The organism is Pseudomonas sp. NBRC 100443 (assembly GCF_030268185.1).
In the GTDB taxonomy this organism is placed as follows: domain Bacteria; phylum Pseudomonadota; class Gammaproteobacteria; order Pseudomonadales; family Pseudomonadaceae; genus Pseudomonas; species Pseudomonas citronellolis.
The window spans coordinates 161,943-175,081 of sequence record NZ_BSQE01000001.1 but is presented as its reverse complement, the minus strand read 5'-3'; the positions used below and the strand labels follow the sequence as shown (position 1 = coordinate 175,081).

The window sequence follows — 13,139 nt, the reverse complement described above, 5'->3', positions numbered from 1 at the left end:
TCGATAGAAAGACTATCGATTTGATCGATTATCAGGCCGCTGCGAGAGTAGCGCAAACCCAAGAACGAGCCTGAAGGGCCAGCATGAAAACCGTCCATTGCGCCTCCTACGACATCCTCCGTCGCCACGGCCTGACCACCATCTTCGGCAACCCCGGTTCCAACGAGCTGCCGTTCCTCAAGGACTTCCCCGCGGACTTCCGCTACATCCTCGGCCTGCACGAAGGCGCGGTGGTCGGCATGGCCGACGGCTTCGCCCTGGCCAGCGGCAGGCCGGCCTTCGTCAACCTGCACGCCGCCGCCGGCACCGGCAACGGCATGGGCGCGCTGACCAACGCCTGGTACAGCCACAGCCCGCTGGTGATCAGCGCCGGCCAGCAGGTGCGCTCGATGATCGGCGTGGAGGCCATGCTGGCCAACGTCGAGGCGCCGCAGCTGCCCAAGCCGCTGGTGAAGTGGAGCGCCGAGCCGGCCTGCGCCCAGGACGTGCCGCGCGCGCTGAGCCAGGCCATCCACATGGCGAACCTGGCGCCCAAGGCCCCGGTGTACCTGTCGATTCCCTACGACGACTGGGCGCAGCCGGCGCCGGCCGGCGTCGAGCACCTGGCCGCGCGCAACGTGGCCAGCGCCGGGCTGCCTTCGCCGGCGCAACTGGGCGAGCTGGCCGGGCGCCTGTCGCGGGCGCACAACCCGGTGCTGGTGCTGGGCCCGGACGTCGACGGTGCCCGCGCCAACCCGCTGGCCGTGCAACTGGCGGAGAAGCTGCGCATGCCGGCCTGGGTCGCGCCCTCGGCCTCGCGCTGCCCGTTCCCCACGCGCCACCCGTGCTTCCGCGGCGTGCTGCCGGCGGCCATCGCCGGCATCTCGCAACGGCTCGCCGGGCACGACCTGATCCTGGTGGTCGGCGCCCCGGTGTTCCGCTACCACCAGTTCGCCCCGGGCGACTACCTGCCCGCCGGCGCCGAGCTGGTGCACATCACCTGCGACCCCGGCGAGGCCGCCCGCGCGCCCATGGGCGATGCCCTGGTCGGCGACATCTTCCTCACCCTCGAAGCCCTGGTGGAAGCCGTTCGCCCCAGCGCGCGGCCGATGCCCGAAGCCCTGCCGCGCCCGGCGCCGCGCGCCGCCGAAGCGGGCCCGCTGCACCCGGAAACCGTGTTCGACGTGATCGACGAACTGGCTCCGGACGACGCCATCTTCGTCAAGGAATCCACCTCCACCGTGACCGCCTTCTGGCAGCGCGTGCGGATGCGCGAGCCGGGCAGCTACTTCTTCCCGGCCGCCGGCGGCCTGGGCTTCGGCCTGCCGGCGGCGGTCGGCGTGCAGCTGGCGCAACCGCAGCGCAGGGTGATCGGCATCATCGGCGACGGCTCGGCCAACTACGGCATCACCGCGCTCTGGACCGCCGCGCAATACCGCATCCCGGCGGTGTTCATCATCCTCAAGAACGGTACCTACGGCGCGCTGCGCTGGTTCGCCGGGGTGCTCGACGTGCCCGACGCCCCCGGCCTGGACGTGCCCGGCCTGGACTTCTGCCAGCTCGGCCGCGGCTACGGCGTGCGCTCGGTGCAGGCGGCCGACGCCGCCAGCCTGCGCGTGGAACTGGCCCGCGCCCTGGCCGGCGACGAGCCGGTGCTGATCGAGGTGCCCACCCTGACCATCGAGCCCTGAGGGCCCGACTTACCGACCGCAGCTCGCGGCCACGCCACAACAATAAGAACGAGGTGGATATGAATACGACTACCGTCAGTGAGACGCTGGAGGCTGCCGGCCAGCACTCGAGCCGCCCTGCGGCCAGCGCCGACATCGGTACCCTGCTGGACGAAGGCCCCTTCACCCGGATGCAGAAGGTCGTGGTGCTGCTGGCCGCGCTGTCCATCGTGCTGGACGGCTTCGACGGCCAGCTCATCGGCTTCGCCATCCCGATGATGATCGCCGAGTGGGGCATCAGCCGCGAGGCCTTCGCCCCGGCGGTGGCCGCCGGGCTGATCGGCATGGGCATCGGCAGCGCCTGCGCCGGCCTGTTCGCCGACCGCTTCGGGCGGCGCATGGCAGTCATCGCCAGCGTCTTCGTGTTCGGCTCGGCGACCTGCGCCATCGGCCTGGCCCCGGATGCCCTGACGGTGGCGCTGCTGCGCTTCGTCGCCGGGCTGGGCATCGGCGGCGCGCTGCCCAGCGCCACCACCATGACCGCCGAATTCACCCCGGCGCGGCGGCGCACCCTGGCGGTGACCGCGACCATCGTCTGCGTACCCCTGGGCGGCATGCTGGCGGGCTTCTTCGCTTCGCACATCCTGCCGCTGTACGGCTGGCGCACGCTGTTCTTCGCCGGCGGCGCGCTGCCGCTGGTGCTGGGCTTCCTGCTGCTGGCGACGCTGCCGGAGTCACCGCGCTTCCTGGCGCGCCGGCCGCAGCGCTGGGGCGAACTGGGCCGCCTGCTCGGGCGCATGCAGCGGCCCATGCCCGAGGGCGCGCGCTACACCGATTCGCTGGAACAGGCACGGGAGAAACGCGCCGGCTTCCGAGCCCTGTTCGACCTCGGCTACGGGCGTGACACCGTTGCCGTCTGGGTGGCCTTCTTCATGTGCCTGACCGCCGTCTACAGCGCCTTCAGCTGGCTGCCGACCATGCTCCAGGCCGAAGGCCTGTCGCTGGCCGTGGCCGGTTCCGGGCTGACCGCCTACAACCTGGGCGGCGTGATAGGCGCGCTGGTCTGCGCCGTGGCCATGACCCGCTGGGGTTCCTACTGGCCGCTGCTGCTGTGCTGCCTGGGCGGCGCCGCCAGCGCCTTCGCCATGCAACTGGTGGACGTGAACCAGCATGCCAGCCTGCTGATCTTCGGCTTCGGCGTGCACGGCCTGTTCGTGAATGCCGTGCAGTCCACGCTCTATGCCCTGTGCGCCTTCATCTACCCCACCGGCGTGCGGGCGACCGGCACCGCCTCGGCCCTGGCCTTCGGCCGCCTGGGCGCGATCCTCAGCGCCTTCGCCGGGGCCAGCGTCATCACCCTGAGCGGCGCGCACGGCTACCTGACGCTGCTGGGCACGGTGATGGTGGCGGCGATGATCGCCCTGATGCTGGTGCGCCGGCACATTCCCCGGCGCGCGCCGGGGCTGTCTTGAAACGGCTCACGAGCGGGAGGTCGATCCGATGAGCGAATGCAGCATTACCCACGTCAGCATCCTTGGCGCCGGCGCCATGGGCTCGCTGTTCGGCGGCCTGCTGGCCGAAAGCGGCCGGCGGGTGACCCTGCTGGACATCAACGATGCGCACCTGGCGGCCATCCGCGAACAGGGCCTGCGCCTGGTCACCGACAGCGGCGACCGGCGCATCCGAGGGCTGGCGGCCTGCCGCCCGGAACAGGCCAGCGGGCACCCGGACCTGTTGCTGGTGTTCACCAAGACCCTGCACACCGAGCAGGCCTTGGCCAGCGTAGCGCAGCATATCGGCGGGCACACGCGGGTGCTGTCGCTGCAGAACGGCCTGGGCAACGCCGAGACGCTGTGCCGCCACGTCGCGCCGGAGCAGGTGTTGATCGGCATGACCACCTGGCCCGCAGACCTGCACGGCCCCGGCCATGTCGAGTCCCACGGCCTCGGCGTGGTGCGGGTCTTCTCGGCGGACGGTGTCGAACGCCCGGCCTGCGCGGAGGTCGCGGCCGTGCTGGATGCGGCGGGCCTGCGCTGCGTGGCGGATGCGGACGTGTGGGCGGCGATCTGGGAGAAGGTCGCGTTCAACGCCGCGCTGAACAGCCTGTGCGCCGTCACCGGTTGCGCGGTGGGGCAACTGGCGGCCGTGCCGCAAGGCCCCGAACTGGCCCGCGCCGTGGCGCAGGAGGTGCTGGCCGTGGCCCGCGCCGAGGGCATTGCCGTGGACCCCCGGCACTGCCTGGCGAGCGTGGCCGAGGCCATCGCCCAGCACCGCACGCACAAGCCCTCGATGCTGCAGGACGTGCTGGCGGGGCGGCCCACGGAGATCGGTTCGATCAACGGCGAAGTGGTGGCTCGCGCGCGGCGGGCGGGCATCGCCGTGCCGCGCACGGAAATGCTGCTCGGGCTGTTGCGCCTGGTGGAGGCGCGCGCCCGCGAAGCCGCCGCCGCGAGCGGACCCTTGGTATGAACCCCATCTTTCAAGGAGCTTTGTCATGAGCGATGCCAACACCCCCTACACCGACTTCCACCTGCAACCCCTCGCCGGCGAATGGCGCACCGGCAGCGCCGGCAAGGTGCTGCGCGACAGCAACCCCTACGACGGCAGCCTGCTGGCGGAAATCCCCCAGGCCAGCCGCGAGGACCTGGATGCCACCTACCGCAAGGCCGCCGAGGCACAGCCGGCCTGGGCCGCGCTGCCGCCGGCGGAACGCGCCGCGCTGCTCTACCGGGTGGTGGAGGTGTTCGACCGGCGCCGCGAGGAGATCATCGACTGGATCGTCCGCGAGTCCGGCAGCACCCGCCTGAAGGCCACCCTGGAATGGGGCGCGGCGCGGGGCATCACCTTGGAGTCGGCGTCCTTCCCCAGCCGCGTGCACGGGCGCATCGTCGACTCCAACATCCCCGGCAAGGAGAGCCGCGTGTACCGCAGCGCCATCGGCGTGGTCGGCGTCATCAGCCCGTGGAACTTCCCGCTGCACCTCACCCAGCGCTCGCTGGCCCCGGCCCTGGCGCTGGGCAACGCGGTGGTGGTCAAGCCGGCTAGCGACACCCCGGTGTGCGGCGGCCTGCTGCTGGCGCGCATCTTCGAGGAGGCCGGCTTGCCGGCCGGCGTGCTCGGCGTGGTGGTCGGCGCCGGCAGCGAGATCGGAGACGCCTTCGTCGAGCACCCGGTGCCGGGCCTGGTGACCTTCACCGGCTCCACCCCGATGGGGCGCAACATCGGGCGCATCGCCAGCGGCGGCGCGCACCTCAAGCACGTGGCCCTGGAGCTGGGCGGCAACAGCCCCTTCGTGGTGCTGGAGGACGCCGACCTGGAGCAGGCGGTGAACGCCGCGGTGTTCGGCAAGTTCCTGCACCAGGGGCAGATCTGCATGGCGATCAACCGCATCATCGTGGTCGACGCGCTGTACGACGCCTTCGCCGAACGCTTCGTCGAGCGCGTGAAGCAGGTGAAGGTCGGCGACCCGCAGTCGATGGACACCGCCATCGGCCCGATCATCAACGCCCGCCAGCTCGAAGGCCTGCTGGAGAAGGTCGCCCTGGCCCGCCGCGAAGGCGCCAGGCCGCTGTACGAAGGCGGCGTGCAGGGCCAACTGCTGGCGCCCCACGTGTACGGCGAGGTCGGCCCGGACATGGAGATCGCCCGCGACGAAATCTTCGGCCCGCTGATCGGCCTGCTGCGCGCCCGTGACGAAGCCCACGCCCTGGAGCTGGCCAACGCCAGCGAGTACGGCCTGTCCAGCGCCGTGTTCAGCCGCGACCTGGAACGCGGCGTGGCCTTCGCCCGCAAGGTCCGCGCGGGCATGACCCACGTGAACGACATCCCGGTCAACGACGAGGCCAATGCGCCCTTCGGCGGCGAGAAGAACTCCGGCCTGGGCCGCTTCAACGGCGACTGGGCGATAGACGAATTCACCTGCGACCACTGGGTGAGCGTGCAACGGGAGGCGCGCCGCTACCCGTTCTGATCGCCTAGCCGGTTCTGCCACCAATCCCGCCCAGGGCGCGCTCACACGGACGCGCCGCGGGCCGCTGCACCCCGAAAAAAAACGGAGAACAATAACAATGCAAAACCGTCACACCGCCGTATTGCCGTCCCTCGCCTGCGTGGCCCTGCCGCTGTTGTGCGCGCCCGCGCTGGCCGAGGAGGGCGGCTTCTTCGAGGATTCGCGCACCGACCTGGTGCTGCGCAACTACGCGTTCAACCGCGACTTCCGCGACCACAGCGCCGGCAAGAGCCTGATCAACGAATGGGCCCAGGGCTTCATCCTCAAGTTCAGCTCCGGCTACACCCGCGGGCCGCTGGGCTTCGGCGTGGATGCCATGGGCCTGTATGGCGTGAAGCTGAACAGCAGCCGCGAGCAGAGCGGCTCCGAACTGCTGCCGGTACATGACGACGGCAAGGCCGCCGACGAATACGGGCGCGTGGCGGTGGCGGTCAAGCTGCGGCTGTCGGCCAGCGAGCTGAAGATCGGCGAGATGCTGCCGGACGTGCCGGTGCTGCGCTACGACGACGGCCGCCTGCTGCCGCAGACCTTCCGCGGCGCGGTGCTGGTGTCCCGCGAGTGGGCCGGGACGAGCCTGTACGGCGGGCGCTACGACCAGGTCAGCCTGCGCAATTCGGCGGACATGCAGGACCTGTCGTCCTGGTCGGCGCCCACGGCGAAATCCGACGCCTTCAACTACGCCGGCGGCGAATACCGCTTCAACGACCAGCACACCCTGGTCGGCGCCTGGTACGCGCAACTGGAGGACATCTACACCCAGCGCTACTTCAACCTGCTGCACAAGCAGCCGGTGGGCGACTGGGTGCTGGGCGCCAACCTCGGCCTGTTCTTCGACCGCGACGACGGCCGCGCCCTGGCCGGCGACATCGACAGCCACACCGCCTACGCGCTGCTCTCGGCCAACCATGGCGGGCATACCCTCTACCTCGGCCTGCAGAAGGTCGGCGGCGAGGGTGGCTGGCAGTCGGTCTACGGCAGCAGCGGCAGGACCATGGGCAACGACATGTTCAACGGCAACTTCACCAACGAGGACGAACGCTCCTGGCAGCTGCGCTACGACTACGACTTCGCCGCGATGGGCGTGCCCGGCCTGGTGAGCATGGTGCGCTACGGCAAGGGCGACAACGCCACCACCAAGGCTGGCAGCGGCGGCAAGGAATGGGAGCGTGACCTGGAGCTGGGCTACACGGTGCAGAGCGGGCCGCTGAAGAAGCTCAACGTGCGCGTCAACCATGGCAGCAACCGGCGCAGCTTCAACAGCGATTTCGACCAGACGCGGGTGATCTTCAACTACCCCATTTCGCTCTGACGGGGCGGTGCGTATGGCTCGCTCCTACGAAGAGCCTCAGCGCCGTCGTAGGATGGCGTTGAGCGAAGCGATACCCATCACCGTGACCGCATGGGTTTCGCAAGCTCAACCCATCCTACGAAGAGCACCTTGGCTCAGTCCCATGCTCATTCCCATGTAGGAGCGCGCCCTGCGCGCGAATCGCGGGCAGGGCCCGCTCCTACAGGTTGCTGGGAGGCACGGTATTCCTCCCCTCGTAGGAGCGGACTCCGTCCGCGATTCTCAATCCGGATTCGCGATCAACCCGCCAGCAACCACACCCCGGCACCCGCCGAGGCCAGGCCTGCCACACGCACCAACGGCGCCGCAGCCTGCGGCAGGAAGCGCACCAGCGCATAACCCGCGGCGTGCAACGCAGCGGTAGCGCAGACGAAGCCGGCGGCGTAGGCCCAGGGGCTGGACAGCTCCGGCAGCTCCAGGCCGTGGGCGATGCCGTGGGCCAGGGCGAAGAGCGCGGTCACGGCCATGGCCAGCGGCAGCGGCGGGCGCACCGCCAGGGCCACGCACAGGCCCAGGGCGAGCACCGAGGCGGCGATGCCGGTTTCGACGAAGGGCAACTGCACGCCGTCGAAGCCGAGCAGGCCACCGAGCAGCATGGCGCCGACGAAGGTGCAGGGCAGCGCCAGGCGCGCCGCGCCCCGTTGCTGGGCGGCCCAGAGGCCGACGGCGAACATCGCCAGCAGGTGGTCGAGGCCGGTCAGCGGGTGCAGCACGCCGGCGGCCAGGCCGTGCTCGCCGTGGCCGGGGTGGGCGAAGGCGACGGCCGGGGCGAGGCACAGCGCCAGGGCGAAGAGGCTTTTGCGCAGGGACATGGGGGACTCCTTGTGGGTTGTTCTCAGGCCGCGGTCAGCAGCCCCTGGCGTTCGATGAAGGCGATGATTGCGTCCAGCCCCTGGCCGGTCTTCTGGTTGCTGAACACGAAGGGCCGCTCGCCGCGCATCTTCTTCGCGTCGCGCGCCATCACTTCCAGCGAGGCGCCGACCAGCGGCGCCAGGTCGACCTTGTTGATCACCAGCAGGTCGGACTTGCAGATGCCCGGGCCGCCCTTGCGCGGGATCTTGTCGCCGGCGGAAACGTCGATCACGTACAGCGTCAGGTCCGACAGCTCGGGGCTGAAGGTGGCCGAGAGGTTGTCGCCGCCGGACTCCACCAGGATCAGCTCCAGGCCCGGGAAGCGGCGGTTGAGCTGGTCCACCGCCTCCAGGTTGATCGAGGCGTCCTCGCGGATCGCCGTGTGCGGGCAGCCGCCGGTTTCCACGCCGATGATCCGCTCCGGCGCCAGGGCCTGGTTGCGCACCAGGAACTGGGCGTCTTCCTGGGTGTAGATGTCGTTGGTCACCACGGCCAGGTTGTAGCGCTCGCGCAGGGCGTGGCACAGCGCCAGGGTCAGGGCGGTCTTGCCGGAGCCCACCGGGCCGCCGATGCCGACGCGCAGGGGTTGGGAGTTCATGCGGGGTTCTCCTAGGAACGGAACAGACGGCTGTATTGCGTTTCGTGGACCATGCTCGCCAGGGCCAGGCCGAAGGGCGCGCCGCCGGGCGCGTCCTCCGCCAGCGCGGCGGCGCAGGCGCGTTCGAGTTCGGGGAGCAGGCGCGAGGTGAGCTTCTGCGCGGCCAGCTGGCCCAGGGGCAGGGCCTTCATCAGCACCGCGAGCTGGTTCTCGGCCCAGCTCCACAGCCAGGCGGCCAGGGCCTGCTCCACGTCCAGGCCCCAGGCCCGCGCGGCCAGCGCCCAGGTGGCGGCCAGCGAGGGCTCCGGCTGCGCGGCCAGCCAGGCGCGGGCCGCTTCGTCCAGCTCGGGCAGGGCCTCCAGCAGTTGCGCCAGGGAAAAGCCCATCTGCCGGCTTTCCAGGGCCAGCTCGCGGGTTTCGCGGCTGGCGCGGTGGCGTTCGGCGGCATCGCTTAGCGCGGCCCAGTCGGCGGCCAGCGCGGCGCGCAGCAGCTCGGCCAGCAGCGGTCCCTCGAAGCGCGCCAGGTTCAGCTGCAACTGGTCGGCCAGCCAGGCGAAGGCGCTGTCGGCATCACTCACCAGGCCGTGCTCCAGGGCGGCTTCCAGGCCCTGGGAATAGCTGTAGCCGCCGATGGGCAGCTGCGGGCTGGCGAGGCGCAGCAACGGCCAGAGGCCTGCGCCGGTCACTTGCGCACTCCGAACTGGTGCAGCTTCGGCGCATAGTTGAACTCCGCCTCGCCATGGTGCGAATGGTGATGGCCGCCGCCATAGGCGCCGTGCTCGGGCTGAAACGGCGCCTCGATGCTCTGCACGGTGGCGCCGAGCTGATCGAGCATGGCCCTGAGCACATAGTCGTCGAGCAGGCGCAGCCAGCCTTCGCCCACCTGCAGCGCCACGTGGCGGTTGCCCAGGTGGTAGGCGGCGCGGTTCAGCTCGCGGGGGCTGGCGCAGGTCACGTGCATCAGTTGCTCGGGCGCGGCGCACACGCGCACCACGCGGCCGTCGTTGGCCAGCAGGCAGTCGCCATCCGCCAGCGGCGGCTGGCCGCGTTCGAGGAACAGGCCGACGTCCTCGCCATCGCGGCTGTAGCAGCGCAGGCGGCTCTTGCTGCGCGCCTCGTAGTTCAGGTGCAGTTCGGCGTCCCAGCGCTCGCGGGGCTCGATGCGTTGGTGGATGACCAGCATGGCGGTGTCCGGCAGTAGGCAATGGCCGAGCTACAGCAAGGGCCTTGCCAGGGCCGGGCGCGGCCAGCAATGGCGGGGGCTGGGCGGGTTGTCCGAGTGGTCAGCAATGGTGCGCGTGCGCGTTGCTGGTGCGCACGTAAATGGTGCGCACCGATGTGGGGCGGAATGAGGGTTTTTGTAGGAGCGAGGGGGACGCCTAGTCCTTGCTCGCGAAGGGTGTTATCCGGTGACGCCGGTGTTTTGGGTTGGCTCCATTCCCTCTCCCTAACCCTCTCCCTGAAGGGAGAGGGGACCGTTCGGAGCGCTTGGATGTTCTGGAGTTAGCCGACAGCTCCGACGGTTTCCAGCTGAAACCATTCCCTTTCTCGGCACGGACAAGCCCCCTCTCCCTTCAGGGAGAGGGCTGGGGAGAGGGAGCGGAGTTGAACCCGTGCGCAGGTGCCACCGGCTGGTTCGCGAGCAAGCTCGCTCCTACAAGGAAGCCCCCAGCCTCAGCCCCGCGCCCCGATCCCCAGCCAATGCTTGGCCCCAATCATGATGAAACGCAGCTGCTGGGTAACCTTGGCCTCCGGCGTCAGGTGCGCCGGCAGTGCCTCGGCCGGCGCGTCGATCAGTTCGGGCAGGGTGGCGAACACCGTCTTCACCACCAGGTCGGCGAGCACGTCGAGGTCCTGGGCCTGCAGGTGCGGCAGCTTGTTGAGCAATGCCAGGTCCGCCGCCAGGTCGTCGGTGATGCGCTGGCGCAGGGTGCCGATGGCCTGGCGGATGGGCAGCGAGCCGCCGTACTGCTCGCGGGCCAGGAACAGGAACTGGGTGCGGTTGGCGCTCACCGCGTCGAGGAAGATGCGCACCGAGGCCTCGATCACCCCGCCCAGCTCGAACTCGTTGCGCCGCACCGCGCGCAGGGTCTGGCGGAAGGTCTCGTCGACGTCGGCCACCAGGGCCAGGCCCAGGGCGTCCATATCGGCGAAGTGCCGGTAGAAACCGGCCGGGACTATGCCCGCCGCGCGCGCCACCTCGCGCAGGCTCAGGCTGCCGAAGCCGCGGCCGCTGTCCATCAGGCCGCGCGCGGCGTCCATCAGGGCCTGGCGGGTCTGCTGTTTCTGTTCGGCGCGGGGAGAGGACATCGGGGCTTCCATGGCAGGGGCCCCGGCACTCTAGCAAATGGCCGGGGAAATCGGCGACTGCGCCGGCCACTTCAGTGAACGACTGTTGACTGAAAAGTGGCGGCGTGCCAGTTTAGTGAACAGGTGTTTACTGTCTGGATGCCATGCATGTCCCTGCTTCCCCTGACCTGGCTGCGAGCCCTGCGCCCGCTGCTCGGCCCCTTGCGCGCACTGGTGCGCCAGCGCTGGCTGCGCGAGGCTGACGTCGATGCCGTGCTGGCCGTGCTCAACCCGGCCTGGGCGCTGAACCGGGTGTTCGCCCGCGTCGAAGGCCGCCAGTGGGTGGCCGACGACATGCTCGCCTTGCGCCTGCGGCCCAACGCCAACTGGCGCGGTGCGCGGCCGGGCCAGCACCTGCAGCTGTTCATCGAGCACGACGGCGTGCGCCTGGGGCGCAGCTACAGCCTGATCGCCGAGGAGGACGGCTGCCTGGAGATCGCGGTGAAGCTGCAGCCCGGCGGGCGGGTCTCGCCGCTGCTGCTGGGCCGGTTGTGCGTCGGCGACGTGCTGGAACTGGGCGCGCCGGGCGGCGAGCTGCACTGGCCGCAGGACGAACGCGGCGTGCTGCTGCTGGCTGCCGGCAGCGGCCTGACGCCCTTGCTCGGCCTGCTGCGCCAGGCCCTGGCCGACGGCTATCGCGGCCCGGTGACGCTGCTGCACTACGTGCGCGAACGCAGCCAGCGCGCCTTCGTCGAGCGCCTGCAGGCCCTGGCCCGCGAGTACCCCAACTTCCGCCCGCGCTGGGCCATCAGCGGCGGCGCGGCGCAGGCCGGCGAACTGCGCGGGCGCTTCCACGCCGAACACCTGCAGGGCCTGCCCGCCGAGCACGTGCTGGCCTGCGGCCCGGCCGGCTTCGTCGGCGCCGTGCGCGACCAGCTCGAACCCCGCGCCGCCAGCCTGCAGTGGGAAGCCTTCAGCGCGCCCGCCTGGGCCACCGACGAGGCCCAGCGCGAGGTCCATCTCCTCTTCGCCCGCAGCGGCCGCCAGGTGGCCGGCGACAACCAGCGCAGCCTGCTGGAACAGGCCGAGGCCGCCGGCCTGCGCCCGACCCACGGCTGCCGCCAGGGCATCTGCGCCAGTTGCACCTGCACCCTGCTCGCCGGCAGCGTGCGCGACCTGCGCAGCGGCGCGCTGCACAGCGAGCCGCAACAACCCATCCGCCTGTGCGTCAGCGCCCCGCAGGGCGACGTCAGCCTCGACCTCTAGCCTCCCCGGAACCCCAGCATGCGCGAAGACCGCGACCTCACCCCGGCCGAGCTGGCCGCCTTCGGCGCCGAACTGGACGCCCTGCGCCAACGCACCCTGGACGACCTCGGCGGCGCCGACGCCCGCTACATCCGCCGCGTGCGCAGCGCCGTGCGCGCCTGCTGCTGGACCGGCCGCGCGCTGCTGCTGTGCGGCTGGTCCGCGCCCACCTGGCTGCTCGGCAGCCTGCTCCTGGGCCTGGGCAAGGTCCTCGAAAACATGGAGCTGGGCCACAACGTCATGCACGGCCAGTACGACTGGATGAACGACCCGGAATTCTCCGGGCGCCAGTACGAATGGGACATCGCCGGCCCCTCCGACTTCTGGCGGCACACCCACAACCACATCCACCACACCTACACCAATGTCCTGGGCAAGGACGACGACGTCGGCTACGGCGTGGTGCGCCTGTTCCCCGAGCAGAAGTGGAAGCCCTTCTACCGCTGGCAGCCGCTGTGGGTGACGATCCAGGCCATGCTCTTCCAGTACGCCGTGGCCATCCAGCACCTGCGCCTGGACCAGTACTTCAAGGGCCGCCTGGGCAAGGACGAACTGCGCCCGCTGCTGCGCCAGTTCAACGCCAAGCTCGGCCGCCAGTGGGCCAGGGACTACCTCGCCTTCCCCCTATTGGGCCTGCTGACAGGCGGCTTCTGGGCGGTGTTCTGCGGCAACCTCGTGGCCAACCTGCTGCGCAACCTGTGGACCTTCACGGTGATCTTCTGCGGCCACTTCACCGAGAAGGCCGCGGTGTTCCCGGTCAGCGTGCTGCAGGGCGAGAGCCGCGGCCACTGGTACCTGCGCCAGCTGCGCGGCTCCAGCAACCTGGAGGGCGGGCCGCTGCTGCACCTGCTCACCGGCAACCTCAGCCACCAGATCGAGCACCACCTGTTCCCCGACCTGCCGGCGCGCCGCTACGCCGAACTGGCCCGCGAAGTGCGGCAGATAGCCGAGCGCTATGGCCAGCACTACAACAGAGGGCGCCTGTCGCGGCAATTCGCCACGGTGCTGCGGCGCATCTGGGTTCACCGTCTGCCGGCTTCATAGGAATAGTCCTAAAAGAGAAACCAGTCGCCGAATGACACTCCCTCA

General features: G+C 70.4%; 12 protein-coding genes. 7 read left to right on the top strand and 5 right to left on the bottom strand.

Going from position 1 to position 13,139, the window contains the following annotated elements:
- Positions 1-83: 83 nt before the first annotated feature.
- From mdlC to QSJ95_RS00800, 5 genes are all read left to right on the top strand, one after another.
- Entirely contained in the window at positions 84-1,670 is a 1,587-nt protein-coding gene (mdlC, locus tag QSJ95_RS00820; protein WP_285639178.1) for a benzoylformate decarboxylase, read from the top strand.
- Positions 1,671-1,729: 59 nt separating this feature from the next.
- Positions 1,730-3,121 (top strand): MFS transporter, encoded by a 1,392-nt coding sequence (locus QSJ95_RS00815; protein WP_276215517.1) that lies wholly within the window; start codon positions 1,730-1,732, stop codon positions 3,119-3,121.
- Between the two features lie 28 nt (positions 3,122-3,149).
- Positions 3,150-4,118, top strand: coding sequence for a ketopantoate reductase family protein (locus QSJ95_RS00810; RefSeq protein ID WP_069862400.1), 969 nt, complete (start codon positions 3,150-3,152; stop codon positions 4,116-4,118).
- 25 nt (positions 4,119-4,143) lie between these two features.
- Positions 4,144-5,619 (top strand): aldehyde dehydrogenase family protein, encoded by a 1,476-nt coding sequence (locus QSJ95_RS00805; RefSeq protein ID WP_285639173.1) that lies wholly within the window; start codon positions 4,144-4,146, stop codon positions 5,617-5,619.
- Positions 5,620-5,716: 97 nt separating this feature from the next.
- Complete coding sequence (locus QSJ95_RS00800; protein WP_285639172.1) at positions 5,717-6,967, top strand: OprD family porin; 1,251 nt, start codon at positions 5,717-5,719, stop codon at positions 6,965-6,967.
- A 278-nt stretch (positions 6,968-7,245) separates the two neighbouring features.
- Here QSJ95_RS00800 and QSJ95_RS00795 read toward each other — a convergent pair whose 3' ends face one another.
- The 5 genes from QSJ95_RS00795 to QSJ95_RS00775 all read right to left on the bottom strand — a co-directional run bounded on the left by QSJ95_RS00795 (position 7,246) and on the right by QSJ95_RS00775 (position 10,766).
- Positions 7,246-7,818, bottom strand: a complete 573-nt coding sequence (locus QSJ95_RS00795) for a HupE/UreJ family protein (RefSeq protein ID WP_285639171.1) — start codon at positions 7,816-7,818, stop codon at positions 7,246-7,248.
- A 23-nt stretch (positions 7,819-7,841) separates the two neighbouring features.
- On the bottom strand, positions 7,842-8,456 hold the full coding sequence (gene ureG, locus QSJ95_RS00790; protein WP_285639169.1) for an urease accessory protein UreG: 615 nt from the start codon (positions 8,454-8,456) through the stop codon (positions 7,842-7,844).
- A gap of 11 nt (positions 8,457-8,467) precedes the next feature.
- Positions 8,468-9,142 (bottom strand): urease accessory protein UreF, encoded by a 675-nt coding sequence (locus QSJ95_RS00785; protein ID WP_043268656.1) that lies wholly within the window; start codon positions 9,140-9,142, stop codon positions 8,468-8,470.
- The gene (gene ureE / locus QSJ95_RS00780) at positions 9,139-9,639 is read right to left on the bottom strand and encodes an urease accessory protein UreE (RefSeq protein ID WP_058488236.1); all 501 of its coding nucleotides are present in this window, start codon (positions 9,637-9,639) and stop codon (positions 9,139-9,141) included. The genes QSJ95_RS00785 and ureE overlap by 4 nt, the downstream gene beginning before the upstream one ends.
- Positions 9,640-10,130: 491 nt before the next feature.
- On the bottom strand, positions 10,131-10,766 hold the full coding sequence (locus tag QSJ95_RS00775; protein WP_043268660.1) for a TetR family transcriptional regulator: 636 nt from the start codon (positions 10,764-10,766) through the stop codon (positions 10,131-10,133).
- Between the two features lie 147 nt (positions 10,767-10,913).
- Between QSJ95_RS00775 and QSJ95_RS00770 the strand changes: the two genes are divergently transcribed.
- Together QSJ95_RS00770 and QSJ95_RS00765 are read left to right on the top strand one after the other, a co-directional pair.
- A complete protein-coding gene (locus tag QSJ95_RS00770; RefSeq protein ID WP_285639160.1) occupies positions 10,914-12,011 on the top strand; it encodes a flavin reductase family protein in 1,098 nt (365 codons plus the stop codon).
- Between the two features lie 18 nt (positions 12,012-12,029).
- On the top strand, positions 12,030-13,094 hold the full coding sequence (locus QSJ95_RS00765) for a fatty acid desaturase family protein (RefSeq protein ID WP_285639158.1): 1,065 nt from the start codon (positions 12,030-12,032) through the stop codon (positions 13,092-13,094).
- Positions 13,095-13,139 lie beyond the last annotated feature (45 nt).